Source organism: uncultured Aquimarina sp., from assembly GCF_947492115.1.
In the GTDB taxonomy this organism is placed as follows: domain Bacteria; phylum Bacteroidota; class Bacteroidia; order Flavobacteriales; family Flavobacteriaceae; genus Aquimarina.
The window spans coordinates 178,599-205,178 of sequence record NZ_CANLMM010000006.1 but is presented as its reverse complement, the minus strand read 5'-3'; the positions used below and the strand labels follow the sequence as shown (position 1 = coordinate 205,178).

Genomic DNA, 26,580 nt, shown 5'->3' with positions numbered 1-26,580 from the left:
TCTTAAATATTAATCTATTTGAACTCGAATCCCTTCTGAATGACTACTGAATTCTGGCGCATACATACTCTGAATAGTGGTAATTCCATTGGAGAAATTACCTTTATTGTTCACACGAAGATCATATTCAAATACGTAGACTCCTTTTGGTAAATAGTCAAAGAAGAAATTAGTAGATGCATCTTTCGTGCTTTCATAATATCCTAGTCCATCTTGATATTTGTATTGTGATAGTACATTTATTGGCTCTAATCCAGAAGCACGCATATCTTTCATATGTACAAATTCCATAGCGCGATCAGATCGCAACTCAATACGTACTCTTACTAAGTCACCAAGTTGTAGTTTAGTTTTTTCGGTAATCTCTGTAATCTCTTCACCACGATCTGTGTTTTTCTTTATAAACAGTTTTTTCTTAAGCTGTAAAGGAGTTTCTGCTGAGGTGATTTTATCAAGGTTTTCGAAGTATTGCCAGTACAAAGCTCCCCAGGCGATTCCTTTTCCTTTTTTGGTAATTTTGGCAGTAGCCATATCCTTTTGGATTTCATTACCATTCCAGGAGGTTTTAAAATATCCTGTTCCAGCTTCTACTTTTACATCTTCGATCTTACTAGGATCAATCTTTTGATTTCCAAGCACGATTTCTACCATATCGGTTACAGATAACCAATCACTACCTTGTAGTAGTAACGCATATACAGCTTCGGTAGTAGCTTTTGTAGTCTTCCATTGATTAGTCTGTTTATTTTTTAATAACCAAATCTTTAGGTTGTCTACAATTTCTGTTTTTTTAGGTTCTTGTTCAATTTCAGAAAAGACTTCGATCATCAATGCTTGTGTTTCGATGGGTGCTTGATACCAGTACCAACTACCTACGTTAGATTTCCAGTACATTCCTAATTCTTCATTAGTAATACTTTTTTCATCTAGAGATCTTATGATTTTTGTAGCGGTGATGGAGTCATTATTTCTATGCAAGATCAGCGCTAATAGTCCTTGAGCATATAAACCTCTTTTTAACCAATATTTTTTAGACTGACCTAAGTAATACTCCCAAGCTTCATTGGTGTTCTTATTTCTTTTGATATCCGAAAAGAAACTACGCATATAGAGATAATGCATTTGGGTATAACTCAAATGATCTTTATTGATATCAACATTATGTTTTTTACAATATCTTTTTAGCTCTTCATATTCATCTACAAACTCTTGGTCTAGATAGCGAACTGCTTTTTGCATCATTCCTTTGGTTTTACTATCGTATTGCGTAACACCAAGTTTTTTAAGATGCCCAAACCCTGAAGCAATATGTTGTGTGATGAATCTGTTTTCTCTTCCGTCTTTAAACCATGGAAAAGCACCAGATCCATATTGCATTTGCTGTAGTTTATTAATAGCGCGTTGCAGCTCATTATTCATTTTATTCAGATCAAAAAGTAAAGCTATGCGTTTCTTTTGTTCACTTTCGCTCTGCGCATCGCGTAACCAGGGTGTCTCTTGGATGATCAATGATTTTAATTCCTGATTCTTTTCTAAGTTACTTTCTAAAGCATCCGTGTTTTTCCATTGATTAAAGACTTCCTGAATTCTAGGATTAGAATTGGCAATATGACTTGCCAAAGAGTTCGCATAATATCTAGAAAATGTTTGTTCTGCACATTCATAAGGGTACTCCATTAAATAGGGTAATGCTTGCACTGCATACCAAGCTGGATTAGAAGTCATTTCTAACGTAAGCTTATGATTCTTTAAGGTGTTAGAAGTGTTATCCTTTAACTTATCTAAGTTAAATGTCTTGGTTTGATCAGATCGAATCCACATGGGCAATGTTTCTGTAACCATCATACGATTGGATAGAACGGGTAATACATTTTGTTCTCCATCAGAAAATTCACCTGCTTTTGCTATGATTTTGTATTGCACCGTTTGTACATTATCCGGAATTTTTAATTCCCAAGAAATATTAGTGTTTCCCGCAGCTTTTACAGCAAATTCCTGTCGAATATTGTTGTTTTGTAAGTCTGTATCTATTGATTTTCCAGTGAGTGCATCGGTAAGTTGTAGTTCTATAATACCGGTAAGATCCTTAGTAGAAATATTAGATACTTTAGAACTCAGAATGATTTGATCTCCTTCTCGCAAAAACCTTGGTGGATTGGGTAAGATCATTAATTCTTTTTGCGTAACTGTTTCTAGTAATTGCGTTCCCGCGTTTAATGTTTTGGTATGTGCTAATAATTGTACTTTCCATTTTGTTAATGCTTCTGGAGTCGTAAAATTAAAACTTATGTTTCCTTCATTATCAGTAGTTAATTGTGGAAAGAAAAATGCTGTTTCTTGTAGGTTTTTACGAATTTTTACTACTTCTAAAGAGGGACCTTTTTTGCCATAAACCCCTTTTAGAGAATCAACAACTGCGTCGGTAAGTGAATTAAGTGGTTTTTGTACTATTTGTGATTCCTCCTTAGCTAAACCAGCTACAGTACCTTCTTCTAATTGAGCTTCATCTTCTACCATTTCCATAGCAGCTGCAGGAGCAGGAGCACTTCGTTCTGCCATTCTGCTCATTTTCTTTCCGCGAACATTAGAGAAAGTGTTTAGACTTCTGTAAGAGTTTCCAAAATATAACCCAAACCAATTAAGCTGGTCATAGTATTGACTGGTAAAGCTGGTTTTCCAGAGTTTGTGAGGATAGATATTAAATTTTCCTTTGGTAAAACTCTTGTTAGCATTACGCTGAGAATACGAATAGAATACTGGTCTATTGATTGGGTTGAAATACCATTGGTGCGGTTTAAATTGATCCAAAGATGCATCGTACATACTTGCTAATAGTTCTGCAGATACTTTATCTCCTTTAGGTCCTTTGATAGTAAAACTCCAGGTTTCTTGCTGTCCAGGTTGTAGTTTATCCCTGAAAGTTTTAGTTTCTATAGATAATTGTGTTGATTCATAAGGTACAGTAATAGGTATAGTACCACTCTGATATGCGTTATAGTTGGCAAAACTGTACGAAATAGCAAATCCTCCAAGATCAGTTTTGTTTACCGGAATTTTAATCGTTTTACTATTGTTAGAAAGTTTAATAATTCTGGTATCAACTTCTTGTTTGTTTTTTTCGATATCTAAGGTTACGACGATATCTTCAGAAGCAGAACTAATTTTTAATACAACATCATCTCCAATATTGTAGGTATTCTTATCTGTAGTAATTTCGAAAAGTTTATTGTCTGCAATAGATTTTTCAGATTGATCGAATACATTGATATAGGTAATATCTTTTACTTCTTGTCCAAATTTGTCCTTGGTTTTAAGTTCTATGATATATTTACCTGTTTCCCATTTTTTTAAGTTTTTAAGTTCTATTTCTGCGGTTCCTTTGGTATTGTCTTTCGTTTCCTTAGTATCGTATGATGCTTCTAAAACCGGATTGCTTTTTTCCCAGTTTCTAAAATCATCTTCATCCTGGAAGGCATCATGAGGGAATAGTTTTTTAAATTCTTCTTTGGTGCTACTTTTATAATCTGGTGCTTTCCATGGGCGAACTCTAAGCGGACATTCTGGAGCTTGTAATTTGAATATTGTAATGTTTCCACTATTTTCAACAAGCTCTCCATTTAGATTTCTAGTGGATACAGATAAAACTTGATCTTTTTTGGTTCTATCAATTTCCGAACTAATATTTAGTGAGGCTATCAATGCATGGTATCCTACATTTACATAGGTTGTAGTACTCCTGGTTTCTCCATTGATATCAGTTACATCGGCGGTTACTTTATAAGTAAAAGTAGGTTGATTTTCTTTAGAAACACTTTTGTCAGGTAATGCTGCAAAAGTTATTTTATATTCACCACTATCATTTGTTTTTGTTTCTCCGTGGGTAATTTCTTGTTCTTCGGATCCGTATGAAGGGAACCAATAACACCAACGAGGATATTGCACCTGTCTATATACACGATATACCACTTTGGCATCGGTAATGTTACTACCAGCATATGCAGTTGCAGTTCCTGTTAAATGGATACTATCATTTACTTTGTAGGTTTCGGTAACAGGATTAAATTTTGTTTCAAACTTTGGTCGTTTATATTCCTCAACCGATATATACGTACTGTTATAACTATCCGTTTGAATTGTGTAATTACCTGTTAGTCCCGACGAAGGTAAAATGAATTCTCCAGCAAATGATCCATACTCGTTAGTGGTGAAATTAAGAAGTTTTACTTCTTGTCCATTCATGTCTATAAGTTTTGCAAAAGTGGCTCTGTTTGCTACAACTTTATGCTTTTCATTTCCAGCAGAAGACATCATTATTCCTTTAAAATAAACTGTCTGTCCTGGTCTGTAAATACTTCTATCTGTAAATAGAAATGTAGTATATCGCGTAGTATTGTCAGGCTCAGAATCACCACCGTATTGGTTTAGGTATAAACCATTGAAATAAGCAGTATCCTCTCCTTTAGTAACCGTGGCTAATACATTATAGTAATATCCTTCTTGGGTAAAAAAGGCTTCTCCTTTATCATTAGTACTAAGTTTTTTATTTAGTTGGTTTCTTCCTCTATCAGAAGTAAGTTTAATAGAAGCATTAGAAATGGGAGTTCCGTTTGTTCTATTGATTACCTGAAATTTTGTAACCTTGTTCGTTTTGCTTTCTACAAGAGTTAAGTCTGTTACCTGAAGATTACCAAAAGAGAAAGACGTATTAACACTAAGATCTTTAGAGGTAGATCCAACAATCATATAAGATCCTTGAGGCAATACAGGAACGTTAATTTCTATAGTATGATTCTGATAATCCTTTTCGTCGATCAGCTTAGAATTCCATGAAGTTACAGTAGATAACTTGTTTAAAAAAGATATTTTTTCTTTGCTTTGGTAAAGCTGGTTAAAGAATTTTAATTCACTTCTATTAATTTTTAAAACCCTAAAATACACCTGATCTAGATTTTTGTAATTGATTAGAAGTTTGGAAGGCTTATTTATAGGTATATAGCTTTCTAATGTTATACTATTAATATTTGGATCCAGAATTTGTTCTTTTAGGTAAGCACAATTATTAGCTCCTCTGGATTTTGGATGTTTAGAAATAGCATTATCACATATTTCTATTGCTTTTTGTAATGTCCAGCGATGTGTTTCATTTTCTTTTGGGATGTATGTAGCTGCCTGTGTTTTATATAAATCGCCAATCTCATAATTGTATAAGGTAACTGCAGGAAATTGTTGGTGTTTTTCTTTTTCTGATAATAATGTGGTTAGCAGTAGTTCTTGTTTGTTGCTATAAATAGCATGTTCATACACGAATTTTAGACGTTCGATATTTACCTCGATCAAAGCAGCTGGTTTCTTATCTCTTTTATGAAAATTGATAAGGTTTTGATATATTTTTAAAGCATGAAATTGTAATGATAAAGAATCTTTTGTTTCTAGTTTTATTAAAGAAAATTGTTGGTGGTCTTTTAAATAGTCTGGAGAATCAATTTCAAAAGCATACGCTGGCTTAGTAATACTTGTTTCAGAGGTCTTGTAAAATGCTAATGCATTATGAGATAAAAAATCAAAAAGAGTTGGGCGGTATATTTTAGAATCTCCCGATTGTTCTAAGATATCCTTAAACTGCATTAAATCTGTTTGCTGGGCTAGCAAGCCATTATCTAAGGATTTCTGATAATAGAAATGAATTTCTGCAAACAATGTTTCTAAATCCCAAGTTCTAAAATCTTCTTTATCAACTTTTTCGGCAGTTTTAGTTCTGTTATAAAATTGCCATCTATGTTGCTGAAAATATTGCCAATATAAATTAGCTAAGATACTTTCTAGTATATTTTTACCAGGAAATTTGCTATTTGCAATTTCTTTTTTGAACTCCTTAATAATATTTAATTGTGCGTTTTCTTCTAAAACTAAAAGGTATTTGGCTTTATAAATCAGCGCTTTTGTAATCTGATTTGTATTGTTAGCTTTTTTTGCTTTACTGTGTATAGCTTCTACAATTTCTAATGCGGATTTTGGTAGCCCATCTTTATCAAAACTTTCTACTTTTTTCCAATCATCTTGGTAGTTATTATTGTTTTGAGCCATTGTATAATTTAGGTTTATTATAACGAGTATGAAAACAAGAATGATTCGTTCTTTCATCTGTTTGATTTTTTGTGTTTATTAAAACTCAGTGCAAGTCTTATACCATTTCATGATAATGTAAAAACTTACTGCTAGTAAATAACTTTATAAAGCTACATAATTGCAACGATAAATTAGGGAAAAGCTTATGTGGTTTAGTATACTATTTAATTTATTGAGTTTTTAGGATTTTGTAAACTGCTGGTTTTTAGAGTTCGATGACAAATTAAATAATGAATTCATGAGTAAGGATGTTAAAGGTGTACTACTTGTTTATGTTGGTTAATTATCGATTCATTTTTACTATTGATATCTTTTGGTAATTGCAAAACATAAGTGTTGATTTCGGTAATTTCTTATTTTATGATTATCTTTAAGAGGATTACAGGTTTAATTTTTCCCCACTTCGTAAAAAAACTTTGATCAGGTAGAAAAGACACTAATTTATTTCAATTACTATAAACCAAATTTTCAACTATGAAGGGCATTATTATTTTTTTGTTAGTCATTATCACTCTGGTAATGGGGTATAATCAATATCATAAATACCAAAGATTTCACCCTAAGAATGTAGCCTATGTATCCAAAGATACTGTAGATAATTCTTATCATGATCCGCAAGTTGTTATGAATTATTATGAAGCTATCGAAATGCTTAATGGATATATAATCTCACAATGGTCTACAAACCGTATAGACGTTAGAAATCCGAAAAAAGACAATTCAGCTACTCGATATGCTATTAACGAATATCAAAAGAAATTAGGAAAGGTGAAATATTACGAAGCTATCCTTATGCAATCTACAGTGTATAAATCTAAAGGATTATCTAATGATGAAATAAAATTGCTAGAGCAGAATCAATTATCACAAGAAGATATAGCAGAGAACAATAGAAAGGAAGCATTTTACGATTTATTTCAAAAAACAGTTTTGCAAAAAACATTAAAAACGGGAGATCGAGGTCCATGGGTGTATGAAATGCAAAAGCGCTTGGTCGCCAGTGGGTATACGATTGCCGTTGATGGGAATTTTAAAATAGAAACAGAAACGGCACTAAAAGATTTTGAATACAAACATGAATTATTTCCGGATGGAATATTGGATGTTTTAACACTTCGCGAACTTTTGAAATTACCAGAAGAAGCTACAAGACCCTTATTGGCTACGCAATAATTTTACAGGAAAATCTGAAATTGATACAATCTACTAGTTATTTTAAAGTTAGTTTCTTTAATAATTAAAAGTAGGTTGTATCTTTACTTTTTAGAATTAAGAACACTATTATGCGCGTACATTTTATTGCGATAGGAGGGAGTGCTATGCACAACCTTGCTATGGCATTGCATCAAAAAGGATATAAAGTTACAGGAAGTGATGATGTGATTTTTGAACCTTCAAAATCACGATTGGCTAATCATGGTTTACTGCCTGAAACTTTTGGTTGGTTTCCTGAAAAAATTACTAAAGAAATTGATGCTATTATTTTAGGAATGCACGCCAAAGAAGATAATCCAGAGTTGGTGGAAGCCCAAGAATTAGGATTGAAGATATATTCTTATCCAGAGTTTTTGTACGAGCAGTCTAAGAATAAAACTCGTGTTGTGATTGGTGGTTCTCATGGTAAGACTACTATTACTTCTATGATTTTACATGTTCTACACTACCATGATAAAGAAGTAGACTATATGGTAGGAGCACAATTAGAAGGTTTTGATACAATGGTTCATCTAACGGAAGAGAATGATTTTATGGTGTTAGAGGGTGATGAATATCTGTCCTCTCCGATAGATAGAAGACCAAAATTTCATTTATACAAACCAAATATTGCATTACTAAGTGGGATCGCATGGGATCATATTAATGTGTTCCCAACTTTTGATAATTACGTAGAACAGTTTCAGATTTTTGTAGATAGTATCGTACGCGGCGGAAGTATTAACTATAATGAAGAAGATCCTGAGGTGGTTAAGGTAGTTGAGCATTCTGAAAATCAAATTAGGAAAATACCTTATACTACACCCGATTACAGAGTAGAAAATGGAGAAACCTTATTAAATACACCGGAAGGTGAAATGCCTATCGAGGTATTTGGGGCTCATAACTTAAGTAATTTAGCAGGAGCAAAGTGGATTTGTCAACATATGGGTATTGATGAGGATGAATTCTATGAGGCGATTGCATCCTTTACTGGTGCTTCTAAAAGACTAGAAAAAATAGCAGAGAGTAATGCTGCGGTTGCATATAAAGATTTTGCCCATAGTCCTTCTAAAGTAAGTGCTACCACAAAAGCAGTAAAAGAGCAATATCAAGACAGACAACTAATAGCATGTCTAGAGCTACATACGTATAGCAGTCTAAACGCAGAGTTTTTAAAAGAATACGAGGGAGCGTTGGATGCAGCAGATCAGGCAATAGTTTTTTATTCGCCTCATGCGGTAAAGATTAAACAGCTAGAAGAAGTATCCGAAGAACAAATTGCTACAGCATTTAACAGAAAAGATTTGTTGATTTATACAAATCCTGAAGAATTTAAGGAATATCTGCAACAAAAGGATTTTGCTAATTCTGCACTATTACTTATGAGTAGCGGTAATTATGGTGGATTAGATTTCGATGAGGTAAAGGAGTTGATATAATATTTTGTTATTCTAAAAAAAACTTACCGACTTTCTGTTGATTGTTTTATGGTTATGGTTAGTATATCACTAAGCCCTTTATTTTCTTCGATTGTACCATCATTACTAAAGGTGTCCCCCACAGCTATAATCGAACCATTACTTAGTTCTGCCACATCATAGATGTAATCGAACTGAGACCCTCCAGTACTTATTTGCCAAACAATATCTTGATTATTGTCTAGTTTGATAATCCAGCCGTCGATTTGCCCTTGATTTTCGGAAGTATCTCCATCTTCGCTCCGCGATGATCCCACAATTAAATAACCTCTATCAGCCGTATTGATAATTTTTTCTGCTGTATCAAAATTACTACCTCCAATAGTTTTTTCAGAAATCAAATCTCCAGATGGCGAAATTTTTACTAACCAAATATCCGTAACACCTTTGTTAGCTGAAACATCAATATCTGAGCTTTTGGTAGCCCCAACAATTAAATAATTCCCATCATTCGCTTTAGTGATACTAAATCCATTATCAATATTACTTCCGCCAAAAGACTTTTGCCATTCTAAAATTCCTGTATTTGAGATTTTAATAACCCAGAAATCATAAAAACCTTTGTTGTTAGTAATGTCTAAATCATCACTGTCGGATTCGCCAACAATAATATAACCTCCATCATCCGTTTGAATTACATCTTTTGGAGTTTCTGAAAAACCACCGCCAAATTGTTTACTCCATTCTAACATCCCATCTTCGGTAATTTTAATTGCCCAATAATTGCCTCCTGTATGTCTATTGCTAGTAGTTTTTGCAGTGTCACCTTCGCCATTCGATCCTACAACGTCTAGTTCTCCAACTAATACATATCCACCTTCACTTGATTTAATTAGGGATGTTCCAAAATCTTCACCAGAATAGCCAAAGGATTTTTGCCAAATAATGACTCCCATAGAAGATAACTTAAGAACCCAATAGTCTTTATCACCTTCATTATTAGTAGCGTCTCCATCATTGCTTGTGCTATAGCCTAATATTACTAAACTTCCGTCTTGATTTTCTATTAAATCATAACCTCTGTCATTACCCGTTCCTCCATAGGTTTTGCTCCATTGCAATTCGTTTAACCCATCGTATTTTAATAGATAGAAGTCAGCATCTTCTCCTTCCTTATCAGTGATGTCTTGGTCGTTACTTAATGTATACCCCAAAACAATATAACCTCCATCTTGGGCAGCTTTAATTGCTTGTGCACTATCATTATTGCTTCCTCCGTAAGTTTTGACTTTATCCAATATACCTACATTTATATTGTTATTGGTAACGGAATCTTTATCATCATTCGAACAATTTATAACGATAAATGATATAAGTAAGATCAATGAAATATTTAATGTTCTTGTCATGGCTACAGTTCTTTTCTTTATGAGATCTTTTGATATAGGTAGATTTGGAACTATTATTTATGGTTTTAAAAGTCTTAAGAATTATGTAAACTCAATTTAGTGTTTAGAACTTTAATAAATTAGGTTTAGTATACGTTAGAAGTAATATTTTAATCTAATGGTATTCTTAAGTTCATAGAACTTATATTGAAAAGGAATAGAATGGTAGTTAAAACCTTTAGAGAATAAGGAATCTGAAGAGATGCTTAAAAATGATTTTGGAATAAACCATTAACAAAATCAACAATACTGATCTGGTTATTTTTGATCAATTCATGTTTTGCATTTTCTATGTCAGCTGGTATTTTATCTTGGCTTAATTTAAATTTACCTTCCCAATGTTGTACTTCAATCTCAAAACAATGAATATACGGAACCAAACGATCCATTCTAGGGTCTTCTTTTAATAGTTTAAAACCATCATTGGGATTTTCTAAAAAGTCAGTCATTACTACCATTGATTCTTTGATTAATTCTGGATCTTTGATCGTCTTTACAATACCTACTGCGTGTGAAATAATGTAATTCCAGGTGGGTAATTGCTTGGTAGTATAAATCGTTGGAGAAATATAGGTTTGAGGTCCTTGGAAAATTGCTGTGACTGGATAGTCATTTTGCAATAATTCTACATGTGGATTATTAGCGTCTATGTGGCCGACAAGAGTGTCTCCTTTCAGAATTAATGGTGCGTGAGTAATGTATGGTGTTTTGTCTTTGGCAGATACTAAGGTAGCAAAAGGATATGCTTTAGCTACACTTTTAATGTTCTCTACGTTATAGTCTTGATGATGTTTTGGTGGATACACAGACTATACGTTAAATTGTTGTAAATGATGATCTAAATGCTTGTATTGCATTTTTCCCCATTGATCTTTGGTAAACTGTCCAAACATAGGATGCGGATCCCATTCGGAAATAGTTCTCTTTTCTGAGAATTCACTGATTAAATTTAATAATACCTTTTTTTCTTCTTCAAAAACTTTACTATCAACAACTTTTAATTTTGGATGTGTAGGTAAATTTTTTTTCCAAGGTTTGTCGTTATACAAGGATTTTTTAAAGAATATCTTAGCCAATAAATTTGGTTTTACCGTTGGATGCTTTTTTTTAAGTGCAATTTTTAAAGGAAACTGACAATGAAATAACATTTGAGAAATATCCATTTTGCCCCAATTTGGAGAGCTTTCTGTAGATAATTTCTGAATTCTACCTTCTATTTCATTTTTTACGGGTTCATCAAAAAGAGATTTCATCTTATGGCATATTTAAGCTGTACATACCAAAAATAACAGAATTATTTTAAATATGATCCATAAAAAACCTAAGCTATTGCTAAAATAACTTTAAAGATTAATCGTAAAAATAAATGATTTAATTATCCGACCTTTTCGAAGACAAGTTTAAGAATTCCTTCCAAATCTCCGTTTGCTGATATATCCGAAGGTGTTCCAAGATTTATCATCAAAGGCTGATCTTTAATTTTTCCCATTAAAAAATATTGGAAAGTAGTACCAGATTTAAATTTAAAACCTTTCAATTCAGATCCAAAGGAAGTAAATGTTACAGCCGTCTTAGAAGAGTTATCTGCTCCAAAAGCATCAATAGTAGCGTCAAATACTGCAGTTAACATATCATCACTGTAATAATCCCATTTAATAGAGGTTCCATTACATGCTTGCAGCTCAAATTCTGATTGCGCTTGACATCCTCTTGGCACTTGTATGTGGTTTCCTACTAAATTTAAGAAGCTTATGCGTTTCCTGTCTTGTCCATAAAAACTAATGGTAGCTAATAGTAATGCGAAGGTAATAATGTTCTTCATAAATAGGTTAATTTGAAGTTGTTAAATTCTCTTTTTTTAGATTATGGGTGTTCAAATATAGTAAAACTTTCATTTTCAAACAAATATATGTATAAAGAATCTTAGAATATCGACAGGGTAGACAATTTTTATTTTTGTAAATTATAGAATAATATATTGTATTTGAGCGGACTAGTTTATAAATAAGTATCGAAAAATTTAGGGAATAATACTTCTAAAAAAAAATATATGATTGAAAATAATGCTTCATTTTCGATTAGAAAATGGAATGAAAATGATCGTCCAAGAGAAAAATTATTGGTTAAAGGGAAGAATTCTTTAAGTGATTCGGAGTTAATAGCGATTTTAATAGGTTCTGGGAATAAAGAAGAAAGTGCCGTAGCATTAAGCAAAAGAATTTTAGCAAGTGTGGATCATCAAATAAATGCTCTTAGTAAACTTTCAGTAAAACAGCTCATGGATTTTAAAGGAATTGGAGAAGCTAAAGCAATATCAATCGTAGCAGGTTTAGAGTTAGGAAAAAGAAGAAAAGAAGAAAGTGTTCCGATGATACCTAAAATAGGGTCGAGTATGGATGTATTTCATATAATGAATCCAATTATAGGGGATTTGGAACATGAAGAGTTTTGGGTTTTGTTTCTTAATAATTCTAATAAGGTTTTACAAAAGAAGCAAATAAGTGTAGGAGGGAAGACCAGCACTTTGGTAGATCCAAGAATTGTGTTTAGATCTGCGCTAGAATTTAATGCCACAGCAATTATATTGACACATAATCACCCTAGCGGAACTTTAGTGCCAAGTGAATCCGATAAAGCCTTGACACAAAAATTGAAACAAGCAGGTATGAGTTTAGATATTAAACTATTGGATCACTTAATAATTACAGAAAAGGATTATTTTAGCTTCGCAGATCAAGCTATACTTTAATAACTATGCTATTAATCCATGTTTACAAGATAACACCTAGAGTATTATACACTTTTAAGCATATCTGTAAAAGAGTTTTGGGTTTAGAAGTTGATTTTACTTCCAAAATTGAATCTTTTATTGCCCATGATGGTCCAAAATTATCTTATGGTAAACAACCTTTAGGAAAAGAGCTTTATTTTCAAAGTGTAGATTTGCTTTTTGAGCACGGTTTCAACGAAGTAGAAATACAAGTAATGCCTTGGGAAGATACTCAGTGTTTTTTTTCGGTTAAAAACCAAAGTACGGCTTTGCCATTTGATATATTCGCGGCAACATTTTATTTGTTGACAAGATATGAAGAGTATTTACCTCACGTAAAAGACGAACTCGGAAGATTTGCCGCAACAGAAAGTATTGCTTATCAGAATGGTTTTTTGCATGAACCTGTTGTTGATATTTGGGCGCTAAAGTTTAAAAAAATACTAAAGGAAAAGTATCCAGATATTAGATTTAAAGAAAAAGAGTTTAAGATTCAACCTATTATTTATGTGAGTCAGACTTTTGCGTATTGGCAAAAAGGAATTTTAAGATCTGTAGGAGGAGGTATTAGAGATCTATGGCAGTTAAAAGTTAATGAAGTTACTGATAGAGTCAAAGTAATATTGGGGATTAAAAAAGATCCGTACAATACTTTTGATTTTGTGATTGATTTGCAAAAAAATATACATAGAAAATGTCTCATGTTTTTTGGCTTAGGGGATTACACGAATTTTGAAAAAAATATCAACCATAGTAATCCAGAACATAAGAAAGTTATTAAACATGTATCAGATTATTTAGATGTTGGTTTGAAGGTTTCATATGATGCTATTGCCGACTTAGAAATATTAAAGCAAGAAAAAACGAGAATAGAGAATATTGTGAATAGACAATTAAAGTCTTCATTATGTTCTTTTTATAAAATAAAACTTCCTGAAGCATATCGAAACTTTATTGAATTAGAAATTCAAGAAGACTATTCAATGGGGTATCCCGGACATGCTGGTTTTAGGGCAGGGACTTGTACACCTTTTTTGTTTTATGACTTGGATTACGAAGTACAAACACCTTTGGTGATTTATTCTTTTTGTATCACTCCTAAAAGTTTTGAGAATGCTGATAACGAATATGTTGTTAGGCAAGAAATTATAGATTACTTGGAAAAAGTGGAAAAAGTAAATGGATTATTTATTCCTGTTTTTAGTAATGGCTTATTAGGGGATCTTAATGAACAATCGTTTTGGAAATCAATTTTTAAATTTATTTGGACTAGGGATGAGACTAACAAAAATTGATCATATATTTTTTGATCTTGATCACACTCTTTGGGATTTTGATAGAAATTCGACTTTAGCATTTCAAAAGATGTTTGATAAATTCAATATCGAAATAGACGTTTATCAGTTTTTGAGTGTTTATCAGCCTATCAACTTACAATATTGGAAGTTGTATAGAGAAGAAAAAGTGACGAAACAAGAGTTGCGCAGAGGGCGTTTAATTAAAGCTTTTAATGCTTTTAGTATATCTTTTTCAATTGAAGTGATAGATCAGTTGTCTGAAGATTATATAAATTTTCTTCCTTTAAATAATTATTTGATAGAAGGTGCTGTGGAGTTGTTAACCTATTTAAAACCAAACTATCATTTGCATATTATAACAAACGGCTTTAGGGAAGTGCAAAACACCAAGCTATCTAATTCTAATATAGCGCAATATTTCAAGACTGTAACGAATAGTGAGGATGTAGGTGTTAAAAAACCAAACCCAATTATATTTGAGCATGCGATAGCTATTTCTGGCGCGAATATTGATAATAGTTTGATGATTGGAGATAACTATGAAGCGGATATTTTAGGGGCAGAATCTTTGGGGATCAGGTCAATATGTTTCAACTATCATAAGGAACAAATACCTCAGAATATATTGCAAGTTTCTTCATTAAATGAAATAAAAAATTACATTTAGTAATAAATATTTGTATATTTTCGTTACATACTAAACAACTCCCCCAGATGAAAACAAAAAAAACTTATGCATTGCTGCTGTTTTTTAGCGCAATAATGTCAACCGTTTCGTGCGTTGAAGAGCTAGATTTTGAACAACTAGAAGATGTTGTTTTAACACCTGTCTTCGAGGCTGATTTTATTTATTCAGAATTTGATATCGAGGAATATATCCCGGATGGACTTCCTCCTGATACAAATTTTACCATACCTCCTGAGGTTGTAAGGGATACTGCAAATTATGATTTAGTAGGAACTGATTTTGCAGTGGATAATTTAGATAGAGTCGAACTTACAATCGAAGTTCGTAATACTATTGAGCGAGCATTTCTTATTCAATTTCAATTTTTAACCGAAAATGATCAACCAATCGGACAATTATACAATGTTCTTGTGCAAGCAGGAATGGGACCAGGTACACAACCGGTTGTATCTTTCTCAGATCCTGATCCAATTGTTTTAGATAATGCTACTTTAAACCAATTGTCTTCTGCCCAAAAAATTGCAACAGAAATCATTGTACCCACATTAAACACGGACTTAAGAGGTGTTTTACATATTAGATCAAAAGCCAGTTACTATGTAAATTATGAATTATGAGAATCTTATTGTGCCTTTTTTTAGGTTTATTGGGATGCTCATTATATTCTCAAAATAAAGAAACCTTATACGATTTTACTGATCTACCGCAGTCGCTTATGCTTAATCCAGGCGCAGAGGTGAATTTTAAATATCACGCTGGAGTTCCTTTTTTATCTCAGATACATCTAAACGTTGGCTTTAGAGGAGCCTCAATCTATGATGTGTTTGCAGATGATGGTAGGGATATTAATGATAAAATAGAGAATACAATCAATACACTTACCAGTAACGACTACTTCACTTTAACAGAACAATTAGAGTTACTTAGTTTTGGTTGGCGTAGCAAAAACAATAAAGATTTGTATTATTCAGGCGGATTGTACCAGGAGCTTGATCTGATTGTATATTTTCCTAAAGACTTCGCAGTTCTAGCTTATCAAGGAAATCAGGATTTTATAAATGTCCCATTTCGGTTTTCTAATATAAGAGCTACAGGAGAATTGCTAACAGTGTATCATTTTGGTTACAATAAAAAAGTAAATAAGAAATTAACTTTTGGAGCTAGAGCAAAGTTGTATTCTAGTATTTTTAATTTTAGAAGTACAAAAAATCGTGGGACATTTACTACTATCGAGACTCCACAAGGTAATAACATCTATCAGCATGTAATTAGCAATGCTGATGTAAGTCTACAAACAGCAGGTTATGCGTCTCTGCGAGATATCGAATCTGAGGATAATGCAGATGGTGCTAGTCAAGTGGTGAATAAGTTTATTGGAAGAGCATTTCTTGGAGGAAACTTAGGAGTAGGTGTAGATCTAGGATTTAGTTATAAAATAGAAGATCAGTGGACGCTTACGGGAAGTATGACAGATTTAGGAATGATTTTTTATACCAAAGATGTGGAGACTTATAGGGCAAGAGGTAATTTTGTTTTTGAGGGATTAGAAACTCCCATTACAGATGATAATGGGCAAGATATATTGAATGAATTAGAAGAAGCAATACCGATTGATACGCTAAGTACAAGTTATGCCGCGTTAAGACCCTTAAAACTGAATAGTTCTATAAAGTATTCGTTTAACAGATATGATGACGGTACTTGTAACTGCGCGATAGAAGGAGAAGGACCTTTATATCAAGATGCGTTTGGACTGCAAGTATTTACACAATTTAGACCAAAAAGACCCCAATATGCGGCATCATTGTTTTATTACAAACGATTATCCAGTTTTCTGAGAACAAAATTAACATATACGGTAGACGATTATTCCTTTAAAAACATCGGTTTTTTAATGTCTACTCATTTTAATAAAATTAATTTTTATATTTCGGCAAATAATCTTTTAGAATATTCTAATCTGGCCGATGCAAGAGGAGCATCCGTCCAATTAGGATTTAATGTAATAATGTAATGAATATAACACGTGTTTTCTTTTTTGGGCTTGCTTTTTTCTTTATCAATAATTTCTGGGCTCAAAATTCGGTGAATGATTATAAATATGTAATTGTGCCAGAAGGTTACGTCTTTTTGAGAGAAAATGATGACTATCAATTAAATTCGTTAACCAAGTTTTTATTTGAAAAATATGGGTTTACTGCTTTTATTCGAGGTGAGGATTTACCGGAAGATTTAAAAACTAATGGTTGCAAGGGGTTAACAGCAGATGTAAGGAAAAATTCTGGATTATTGAAGACCAAACTTATTGTAGATTTAAAAGATTGCAACGGAATAGTTGTATTCAGTACTAAAGAAGGGACTAGTAGAGAAAAAGAGTATAAAAAATCTTATCATGAAGCTTTAAGAAATGCTTTTAAAGATATCCAAGCCTTGAATTATAAGTATAACGGTAAAAAAGAGAATATGGTTGCAGTGAGCAGTCCACAGTCCAATGTGCCAAAAGAAGTAAATAATTCAGTTGAGAACGCAGCGCCTACTATGTCTAAATCAGAGAGTGCAAACTCAATGATAAATGAAAAGAATACTAAAGAGCAGGTTCGGGAAAAAACAATTGTATCTTCTCAGAAAACTATTTCTTTTACTTATAACGATGAAATATATCTTTTAAATAAGAAAGAGTTTGGTTTTGAGTTATCACAAAAAAAGGGGAGTTCTGTTCTTTCTTTAGGCAAGATTTTAAAGTCTAGTAGAAAAAACGATTATATCGTTAAAGCAGGGGATTTAAGTGGTAGTGGTTATTTTGATGCTTATGGTAATTTTATTTTAGATAGAATTAATCCTGTTACTGATAAATTAATCACGGATACTTTTGCGCGTCAATAAACTAGTAATTGTACTTATCTTTCCATCGCAATTTTAGAAATGATCTAAAAGCATCCTCTCGTTGATTATTGCCAGGTTCATAGAGTTTTGTGTTTTCTAGTGATTCTGGTAAAAACTCCTGATCTACAAAGTTATTTGTATGGTCATGAGCATATTTATAATCTTCTCCATATCCTAGTTCTTTCATTAATTTAGTAGGAGCATTTCTTATATGCAAAGGAACAGGTAAATCACCAGTTTGCCTAACTAGTTGTTGCGCTTTATTAATTGCCATGTAGGATGCATTACTTTTTGGAGAAGTTGCTAGATAAACTGCACACTGGCTTAAGATGATTCTGGCTTCTGGGTATCCAACTGTGGTTACAGCCTGAAAAGTGTTATTTGCCATAATAAGTGCTGTCGGATTCGCATTTCCAATATCTTCCGAAGCTAAAATAATCATTCTTCTGGCCAAAAATTTAAGATCTTCTCCACCTTCTATCATTCTTGCTAACCAATACACGGCTGCGTTTGGGTCACTGCCTCTTACTGATTTGATAAATGCGGAAATAATATCATAGTGCTGTTCTCCGGTTTTGTCATACCTAACAGTGTTTTGTTGCACCAGTTTAAGAACCAGATCATTCGTAATTATTATTTCATTGTTTTCTTGACTACTGACAATCAGTTCAAAAATGTTTAATAATTTTCTAGCATCACCACCGCTTAAACGTAATAAAGCTTCCGTTTCTTTGAGTTCAATGTTCTTTGATGATATATGTTCATCTTGAACCATTGCTCTAGCTAAAAGTGCTTCTAATTCCTTTTTTTCGAAAGGTTTTAAAACATAAACCTGACATCTGGAGAGTAAGGCAGGAATTACTTCAAAACTTGGGTTTTCCGTAGTAGCTCCAATTAAAGTTACCCATCCTTTTTCTACTGCTCCGAGTAAGGAATCTTGTTGTGATTTACTAAAACGATGAATTTCATCAATAAAAAGAATTGGATTTTTAGAAGTGAACAATCCACCGCTTTGTTTTGCTTTATCAATTACCTCTCGTACCTCCTTTACACCACTATTAATAGCACTGAGTGTATAAAATGGGCGATCAGATTCACTGGCAATAATATTAGCTAGTGTTGTTTTACCCACGCCCGGAGGGCCCCAAAAAATTAGAGATGGGATGATTCCATTTTTGATCTGTTTGGTTAAGGAACCATCATCACCAATCAAATGTTCTTGACTTAAATACTCTTCTAAGGATCTAGGACGTATTCTTTCCGCTAGAGGTTTGTTCATAATTACAAATGTAGTAAATGGTGTTTGCTTTTGTCGTGATCTCTATGAAAATTAAGTTACTGACAATTTAGCGTGATATAGTCTTTGGAAGATTTTTTGATATATCTAACAAAGTTATGAGAAAAAGAGATCAATTTGTTTTTAGTACAGGCGTTATTGGATATCCTTTATTGTTTGTATTGCTGATATGGATAGTTTTCTGGTTTGAAGTGAGATTTGGCTTTGATTTTAATAATTTTGGGATATATCCAAGAACTTTAATAGGGTTGAGGGGGATTCTGTTTTCTCCTTTTATTCATGGAGATTTGTCGCATTTGTGGCATAATACTTTGCCATTATTTATTTTGTCTTCTTCACTTTTCTTTTTTTATCCCAGAAACTCTTGGAAAGTTATTCTTATAGGAGGACTTCTTACAGGGTTTTTGACTTGGTTTCTAGGTCGTACAGCAAACCATATAGGTGCAAGTGGATTAATTTATATGTTATTTGGTTTTTTGTTTTTGAAGGGTATTATTGCAAAGCACTACAGGCTAATAGCACTATCTTTTGTAGTGGTTTTTATCTATGGTAGCATGATTTGGTATACATTTCCTATTGATCCAAAGATTTCTTGGGAAGGGCATTTATCAGGATTGTTAGTTGGATTTTTTTTGGCTTTTTGTATTAAAAAAGGCATTGCTACACCTAAGAGGTATAATTGGGAAGAAGATGATTTTGATCCTGAAGAAGACGACTTCTTAAAACATTTTGACGAAAACGGTAATTTTATAGAGAATTTACCAGAACCTGATGAACAGGAACATATAGAAATCATTTATAACTTTAAGTCTTCAGATAACGATAATTCTGAAGAAGAATGATGATCTTCTATGTGTTTATAATCTTTGTCTAATGGTTTCATACAAAAATACTCCACACGCGACAGAAACGTTTAAGGAAGCTATTTCTCCGTACATAGGAAGTTTGGCCATATGATCAACAATTTTTAAAACAGAGTTAGAAATACCTTTTCCTTCACTTCCCATTACGATAGCAGTTGGTATTTTAAGATCTATATCATAAATAGGGGTTACTGCTTTTTCACTTGCCGCTACTATTTGCATTCCTGAGCCCTGGAGATAAAACATAGCATCTTTAATATGATCAACTTTACAGATCGGAATTTTAAAAATAGCTCCGGTCGATGTTTTTACTGTGTCCGAGCTCACAGGAGCGCCTCCTTTTTTCTGAATTATAATACCATGGACTCCAGTGCATTCTGCGGTTCTAATAATTGCTCCAAAATTTCGAACATCAGATAGTTGATCAAGAATTAGAAATAGAGGTGTTTCTCCAGATTCAATTACTTGCATTGTTAGATTTTCTAAGTCATGAAATTCTATGGGTGAGATGAATGCTACAACACCTTGATGATTTTTACGAGTTAGTCTATTTAGCTTTTCTACAGGAACCTGAGAAAAAGAGATATTTTCTTTTTTAAGTAGCGCTATCAATTCTTTGGATAGCTCACCTTGCAAACCTTTTTGGATAAAGATTTTATCAATTGTTTTTCCGGAATGAATAGCTTCAATTACTGTGCGTATACCAAATATTTGGGATTCATTATTCTTCATATAGTGCAAATATAATGCTATATAAAAAAATCATCCCGATGAATTTTCATCGGGATGAGATTTTATGTATTTCTTAAGTTTTTATCTAGTTCTTAGACATTACTAAGAAGTTATCTATAAATCCAGCAGACTGGATAGAAATATCTACAGTTCCAGTACAAGAGAAAACAAATCCACTTACACCTAAATACGCAGCAGGACCGAAGGTATTGAAGTGAATAGCTTCACCAGATCCTCCGTAAGATGCAATACCTGTATTAGGGTCAACAGAAATAATTAAATCGTCAGCTCCGTCTTGGATAACAGCTCCACCTACAACTGTGATCTGATTCTCTCCTGGTCCAGCTACAACTGTTCTAGTAGCTACAGCTCCTGGGAAAAACCCATCAAATCTATGGAAAGAAACAGTATATTCTCCTGCAGCATCTGCCGCATTAAACGGACAAGAGATAAAAGTATTGTAACTTAAAGCTTGTTGTAATCCAGGGTTGTTAATGTCTCCTAAGAATTGAGTTTCATCAGCACCATTAAATTCAACACCATCGTTATCTGTAATGATAACTCTGAAGTTAATTTTGTCTCCAGGATTTAAATCTGCTAAAGTTAAACCTAAAGCTGTAGTAACTTCAGTAGCATTTATACTTAGATCAGCAGGGAACTCAGTTATAGTCTTTAATGGAGTTAAAACCAAGTTCTCATCAGCATCTTCCTCATCGTTAAGATTAACGAATATTTCGTAAGATGCAACATTATTAAATGGAGCAACAAGTTTAGCAGTATATGCAGAACCTTCAAGGTTTGTTACATCGATTACAGGCGCATCTATTGACTCAAAGTATACCCAAGGTGCCTCTACTGTATCTGTTATCTGATTTTTCTCATCGTCCTCACAAGAGAAAAATATCGCCGCAATAAAAACGACTAAAAATATATTTATTAATTTTTTCATTTTATAAAAATTTTAATTTTTTATTTAGTCAACAAATCCTTCTGGGTTTGTATCCCAGAATACTGGAGAAGCTTGATTAGCTTTCTGATCAACATTAGAGTTTCTGTCAACTAAAACACTTGGATATAAGAAAGATCTGATGTATACACCTGGATTCGCTAATAACGATGGCTGTAAATTTTCTGGTTTACCAGTTCTTCTATATGTGTTGTATGCCTCAATACCGTTTCCGTATAATGCGATGAAATATTCTTGAACAATAATTTCTAATCTTTCATCATCATCAGCAGCAGTATCATAGTTGCCAAGTACTTCATCAATGTAATCTTGTACATCTAAAGCAGTAGGTGCTAATGCAGCATCAGTTAAGTCAGGTCTGAAGTTCATAACTTTAGCAAATGATTTGGTCAAACCAGCTTCAAGATATGTTCTAGCATCTCCAGTAGTACCTAATTCAAGTGCAGCTTCTGCTAACATAAAATCAACATAAGAACTTAACATGATTGGAGATATACCAGCTCCCTGAGCTCCTACAGTTCTGTCGTTTGTTCCGTCAAAACTATTATCATCGAAACGAGCTCCAATTGGATAAACTCCCCAATCTGTTCTGTCAGCTTCATCTGGTGGGATACCATCATTATCATGGTGATCTCTACCATTATAACCTTGACCAGCTACACAGAATACAGTACCAGCAGGATAATGAGCAGGTGCAGTTTCAGTGATACATGGTAATGCATTAGGATCTGTAGAAGCGTTAGATCTGTTTCTATAGAAATAGTATCTGATTCTTGGATCTGGTGCGCTTTTACCATTTAATAAAACATCCATGAAAGAGTTTGATTGGTAATCTGTAACTCCATTATCAAAGTTTCTTGAAAATATTGGGTGTCTACTATCTGGGTTAGCATCTACAGAAGAATACTGAAATTGGAAATCTTGATCAGCAGAAACTATATAGTTTCCAGAAGCTAAGATTTCATTAATACCTGTAGTCGAAGCTGTAGCATTTACTAAACGAGTTTGTAAAAATAATTTGATTTTTAAAGTATTCGCAAAACGAATCCAGTTATCAGTATCTCCATCGTAATATAAATCAACAGCTGGTTCACCAGTAGAAGTAGCATTCAAATTAGCGATAGCACTATCTAATAATGCAAACATTTCATCGTAAACAGCTTGACCACTATCTAAATTTGGATTTTCATTTTCTAATCCTAAAATAGCTTCACTGTATGGAACATCTCCTAAATAGTCAACCATTGTTGCTATAGTATACGCTTCAATAATTTGACCGATAGCGATATGAGTGAAAAGACCCAATTCTTCTGCTAAAGGTGCCATTGCTCTATTGTCTGCTAAAATACCAGCATAAGCTGTAGTATAAGGAGCATCTAATTGAGCAGGTCCATAACCATTATCATATGTAGGTCCAGCTTGATGAAGAATACGAGTTACTTCCATTCCTTCTTCAGTAATTTGCTCAAAGAACGTTGAAGCACTTATTTGCATACTATTTAGAAAGAAATCTACATCAGCCTGATCTGGACGAAGTACGTTCGGACTTTCCAGAATCTCTAGTTCCGTTGTTTCACAAGAATTGAATCCCAAAGCTAATACTGCTAGGAATAAAATTCTTTTTATATTTTTTTTCATGTTTATCATTTTTTTATTAAATAAAATTAGAAAGTAGCTCTAAAACTAAGACCGTATCTTCTAGAACTAGGACCAGTAATAAAATCAATACCTTGTCCGTTACCAACTCCTGTACTTAGAGTGTTAGTGTCAAAATTAACGTCATCAGGGAAATTAAATGCTTTGTACCATAAATTAGATCCAAGTAACGTAATTGATAATGATCCAAATGGAGTTTTGTTTAAGAACTCTTTTTTGAAATCATAGCTAAGACTAACTTCATTTAATCTTAAAGTAGTACCATCATATATTTGCGATTCGTTTGGTCCAAAACCGAAGTTACCAAAGAATACGTTTGTAGCAGTGATTGGAATGTTATTTGGTGTTCCATCTTGGAAAACACCTGGTAATATGTAAGCTCCTCTTCTGTCTAATGGGTCATCAGCATCAACAACTCCACGTCCTACAAGAGTAGAAGCTGTTTGAGAGAAAATATCTCCACCATGTCTATATTGGAAATCAAAAGAGAATTTAAATCCTTTGTAAGAAAAAGTATTCTTTAAAGTACCTGTCCAATCTGGATTTGGATCTCCGATAATTTCAATGTCTGTAGTAGCTAAGTATAAACCATCACTACCTACGATTGGATTACCGTCTGCATCTCTCTGTATTGCAGTTCCTTGAAGGATACCAAAAGCTTCTCCAGCAATAGCATAGTTTGCAGGTCTTCCTCCAATAGAAGCAGTAAGAGCAATCTGATCAGTAGGTAACTCTGTTACTACGTTTTCATCAGCATAGAAGTTACCATTGATTAACCACTTAAAGTTATCAGTTTTCCATGGAGTAATATCGAAATCTACCTCAATCCCTTCGTTTTCAGATTTACCTAAGTTTACTACCTTATTAGTAAATCCAGAAGCAGGATCTAATGCTTGATTAGTAATTAAATCTTTTGTGTTTCTTTTGAATAAACTAACGTTTAATCCAACTCTGTTGTTGAAGAAACGAGTTTCAACACCGATTTCAAATTCTTGGAATCTTTCAGGCTTAAGATCTGCGTTTCCTAAAACGTTAGAAACAGCATTACTAGAAATTACATTTCCTTGTGCATCAACAAATGCTCTAGAGTTAAGTCCTAAAGTATTTCTAGTGCTAAATGCTCCAGGTGCTCCTGCAGATTCTCCATATGCTACTCTTGTTTTTAAGTAGTTAAACATATCTCCTTGTAAACCAGGTATAGCATCCGTAGCAATTAACGAGATACTCGCTCCAGGATATAAGATTGAGTTGTTGTCTTGTTCTAATGTAGAGAACCAGTCATTTCTAACAACTCCATTAAAGAATAAGTAATTCTTATAATCTAGACTAACATCTGCATATACACCGATCGTGTTATCTTCAAATTCTAAGTCTAAACGTCCACCGTCAAAGTCAGCTGTTGACTGGTTTACGAAGTTGAAGTGTCTTAAAACTCCAAAAGCTAACTGCTGAGTACTTAAAGTACCTTCTTGTTGGTATGTGTTTCTTCTGGTATTTAAACCAGCTATGAAAGTTAAACCAAGGTTTTCGTTAAGTTGCTCATAACCATTTAAGATTAAACTGTTATCAAATATAGTGTTTCTTACCTGAATAGTTCTGTAGAAACCTGTTACGTCACCATCAACACCACCTTTGTTTTGACCGTTAGTGTTAAATTCTGTAAATGTATTTAAACCAGCTCTATATGTTAAAGAGTAGTTATCGTTGAAATTGTAAGTAAGACTTGCATTTCCGAAAATGTTATCTGTTTCCTGTGTAACTTTTGCATTTGCAACAGTCCATAATGGATTCTGAATATCGTTTCCAGATCTATAATAAACACTTCGTCCATCTTGTGCTTGGAAAGGTAATCCAAATAAATCAACACTTCTTGGTGTATAAAGGATATCACCAAAAACAGAACTACCACCACCAACAGTTCCACTACCAGCAGATGCTGAAATTGGAGGAGTCTTTAATCTAGAATTAGTATAGTTTGCAGTACCTTGGAAAGTAATTTTGTTACTTAATTTTGCTTTACCACCAAAACCAATGTTGTTTCTTGTTAATTGGTTTCCTGGTGTAAAACTGTCTTGATCAAAATAACTGTAGTTAGCACTGAAAGATGCATTTTCATTACCACCAGTCATACCTATAGATGTGTTAGATATAAAACCAGTTTTAAAGAATCTATCAACACTATCATAAGGTCTGTAAGCATATTCTGAAGCAGCGATATCTTCAAAACCAATCACTAAACTTTGGTCAGCGATTTGAGATAAAGGATTGGCTACAAAAGTATTTCCAGGAGCACCGCTTCTATATAAAGGGTTAGCACTTATGTCTCTATTAAAACTTGGACCCCAGTTACTAAAGAAGAATCCAAAGTTTTGGTGGAAACCACCTCCGTATTCGTCCTGATATTTTGGTAATACAGCTTCTTCTGCAAAAAGAGATTGAGAAAAAGTAACTTCAAATTTTTTGTTTGAAGCTTTTGCAGCTCCTGTTTTTGTAGTAATAAGAATTACCCCATTTCTACCTTCTTGTCCATATAATACAGATGCACTAAGACCTTTAAGTACGTTTACGCTTTCGATGTTATTTGGATCAATATCCAAGAATCTACTTGATTCCGTAACGTTGTTAAAGAAAGCATTCTGTTGGTTTGTATTATTAGCGAAAGGAACACCATCTACAATAAATAGTGGCTGGTTACTTCCTGAAACAGTAGATAAACCACGAATAATGATATTTGTTCCAGAACCTGCAGTACCGTTTGTAGATGTGATATTCAAACCAGCTGCTTCACCCGATAGGATTCTACCAAGGTCTGCACTAGACTGTTCTTGAATATCATCAGATGCAACGGTAGAGATAGCATAACCTAAAGATTTTCTTTCTCTCTTAATACCTTGTGCAGTTACAACAACTTCTTCAAGTGTCGCTGCATCTTCTTCAAGTTGTACATTGATGGTGTTGCTGTCCCCAACCACAACTTCTTTTGTTGTAAATCCTAAGTAACTGAAAGAAAGTACAGCTCCTCTGTTCACTTCGATAGTAAAGTTACCATCAAAATCGGATTGAGTACCCTTACTGGTACCTTTTACAACGATGTTTACCCCTGGAAGCGGTAACCCACTATTGTCGGTCACATTACCTGAGATCGTTTTTTCTTGTGCAAACGTTAGTTGCACTACAAACGCCAGCAATAGCGTTAGAATTCCTCTAAACTTTGTTCTCATTTTATAATTTATTTGA

19 protein-coding genes are annotated in these 26,580 nt (G+C 33.4%); 9 read left to right on the top strand and 10 right to left on the bottom strand.

Features of this window, described 5'->3' with window-relative positions:
• Positions 1–9: 9 nt before the first annotated feature.
• Positions 10–6,141 carry an MG2 domain-containing protein gene (locus tag Q1A73_RS18380; protein ID WP_299608450.1) on the bottom strand — a complete coding sequence of 2,044 codons (6,132 nt, stop codon included), beginning with the start codon at positions 6,139–6,141 and terminating at the stop codon, positions 10–12.
• A 459-nt stretch (positions 6,142–6,600) separates the two neighbouring features.
• Here Q1A73_RS18380 and Q1A73_RS18375 point away from each other — a divergent pair, with 459 nt between their 5' ends.
• Entirely contained in the window at positions 6,601–7,299 is a 699-nt protein-coding gene (locus tag Q1A73_RS18375) for a peptidoglycan-binding domain-containing protein (protein ID WP_299608448.1), read from the top strand.
• 110 nt (positions 7,300–7,409) lie between these two features.
• Entirely contained in the window at positions 7,410–8,762 is a 1,353-nt protein-coding gene (locus tag Q1A73_RS18370; RefSeq protein ID WP_299608446.1) for a Mur ligase family protein, read from the top strand.
• A gap of 23 nt (positions 8,763–8,785) precedes the next feature.
• On the opposite strand, the gene Q1A73_RS18365 is transcribed toward Q1A73_RS18370, so the two are convergent.
• The 4 genes from Q1A73_RS18365 to Q1A73_RS18350 form a co-directional block, all read right to left on the bottom strand.
• Positions 8,786–10,150 carry a hypothetical protein gene (locus tag Q1A73_RS18365; RefSeq protein WP_299608444.1) on the bottom strand — a complete coding sequence of 455 codons (1,365 nt, stop codon included), beginning with the start codon at positions 10,148–10,150 and terminating at the stop codon, positions 8,786–8,788.
• Between the two features lie 245 nt (positions 10,151–10,395).
• Positions 10,396–10,995: an FMN-binding negative transcriptional regulator gene (locus Q1A73_RS18360; protein ID WP_299608441.1), complete on the bottom strand. Its 600-nt coding sequence runs from the start codon at positions 10,993–10,995 to the stop codon at positions 10,396–10,398.
• A gap of 3 nt (positions 10,996–10,998) precedes the next feature.
• The gene (locus Q1A73_RS18355) at positions 10,999–11,442 is read right to left on the bottom strand and encodes a DUF1569 domain-containing protein (RefSeq protein ID WP_299608438.1); all 444 of its coding nucleotides are present in this window, start codon (positions 11,440–11,442) and stop codon (positions 10,999–11,001) included.
• 122 nt (positions 11,443–11,564) lie between these two features.
• Complete coding sequence (locus tag Q1A73_RS18350; RefSeq protein WP_299608435.1) at positions 11,565–12,011, bottom strand: hypothetical protein; 447 nt, start codon at positions 12,009–12,011, stop codon at positions 11,565–11,567.
• A gap of 228 nt (positions 12,012–12,239) precedes the next feature.
• Here Q1A73_RS18350 and radC point away from each other — a divergent pair, with 228 nt between their 5' ends.
• The 6 genes from radC to Q1A73_RS18320 all read left to right on the top strand — a co-directional run bounded on the left by radC (position 12,240) and on the right by Q1A73_RS18320 (position 17,828).
• The gene (radC, locus tag Q1A73_RS18345; protein ID WP_299608433.1) at positions 12,240–12,938 is read left to right on the top strand and encodes a DNA repair protein RadC; all 699 of its coding nucleotides are present in this window, start codon (positions 12,240–12,242) and stop codon (positions 12,936–12,938) included.
• Between the two features lie 5 nt (positions 12,939–12,943).
• On the top strand, positions 12,944–14,254 hold the full coding sequence (locus Q1A73_RS18340; protein ID WP_299608431.1) for a polysaccharide deacetylase family protein: 1,311 nt from the start codon (positions 12,944–12,946) through the stop codon (positions 14,252–14,254).
• Positions 14,187–14,924 carry a YjjG family noncanonical pyrimidine nucleotidase gene (locus Q1A73_RS18335; protein WP_299608429.1) on the top strand — a complete coding sequence of 246 codons (738 nt, stop codon included), beginning with the start codon at positions 14,187–14,189 and terminating at the stop codon, positions 14,922–14,924. Before Q1A73_RS18340 ends, Q1A73_RS18335 begins: the two co-directional genes overlap by 68 nt.
• Before the next feature lie 47 nt (positions 14,925–14,971).
• A complete protein-coding gene (locus tag Q1A73_RS18330; protein WP_299608426.1) occupies positions 14,972–15,562 on the top strand; it encodes a hypothetical protein in 591 nt (196 codons plus the stop codon).
• Complete coding sequence (locus Q1A73_RS18325; protein ID WP_299608424.1) at positions 15,559–16,959, top strand: DUF5723 family protein; 1,401 nt, start codon at positions 15,559–15,561, stop codon at positions 16,957–16,959. Before Q1A73_RS18330 ends, Q1A73_RS18325 begins: the two co-directional genes overlap by 4 nt.
• A gap of 71 nt (positions 16,960–17,030) precedes the next feature.
• Positions 17,031–17,828, top strand: coding sequence for a hypothetical protein (locus Q1A73_RS18320; RefSeq protein ID WP_299608422.1), 798 nt, complete (start codon positions 17,031–17,033; stop codon positions 17,826–17,828).
• Between the two features lies 1 nt (position 17,829).
• On the opposite strand, the gene Q1A73_RS18315 is transcribed toward Q1A73_RS18320, so the two are convergent.
• A complete protein-coding gene (locus tag Q1A73_RS18315; RefSeq protein WP_299608420.1) occupies positions 17,830–19,107 on the bottom strand; it encodes a replication-associated recombination protein A in 1,278 nt (425 codons plus the stop codon).
• Between the two features lie 116 nt (positions 19,108–19,223).
• Between Q1A73_RS18315 and Q1A73_RS18310 the strand changes: the two genes are divergently transcribed.
• Positions 19,224–19,967, top strand: coding sequence for a rhomboid family intramembrane serine protease (locus Q1A73_RS18310; RefSeq protein WP_299608418.1), 744 nt, complete (start codon positions 19,224–19,226; stop codon positions 19,965–19,967).
• A gap of 15 nt (positions 19,968–19,982) precedes the next feature.
• Here Q1A73_RS18310 and rlmB read toward each other — a convergent pair whose 3' ends face one another.
• The 4 genes from rlmB to Q1A73_RS18290 form a co-directional block, all read right to left on the bottom strand.
• Positions 19,983–20,720 carry a 23S rRNA (guanosine(2251)-2'-O)-methyltransferase RlmB gene (gene rlmB, locus Q1A73_RS18305; RefSeq protein WP_299608416.1) on the bottom strand — a complete coding sequence of 246 codons (738 nt, stop codon included), beginning with the start codon at positions 20,718–20,720 and terminating at the stop codon, positions 19,983–19,985.
• 85 nt (positions 20,721–20,805) lie between these two features.
• Positions 20,806–21,669 carry a hypothetical protein gene (locus tag Q1A73_RS18300; RefSeq protein WP_299608413.1) on the bottom strand — a complete coding sequence of 288 codons (864 nt, stop codon included), beginning with the start codon at positions 21,667–21,669 and terminating at the stop codon, positions 20,806–20,808.
• A gap of 24 nt (positions 21,670–21,693) precedes the next feature.
• Positions 21,694–23,325, bottom strand: a complete 1,632-nt coding sequence (locus tag Q1A73_RS18295) for a SusD/RagB family nutrient-binding outer membrane lipoprotein (protein ID WP_299608410.1) — start codon at positions 23,323–23,325, stop codon at positions 21,694–21,696.
• 26 nt (positions 23,326–23,351) lie between these two features.
• Positions 23,352–26,564: a SusC/RagA family TonB-linked outer membrane protein gene (locus Q1A73_RS18290; RefSeq protein WP_299608406.1), complete on the bottom strand. Its 3,213-nt coding sequence runs from the start codon at positions 26,562–26,564 to the stop codon at positions 23,352–23,354.
• Positions 26,565–26,580: the final 16 nt, after the last annotated feature.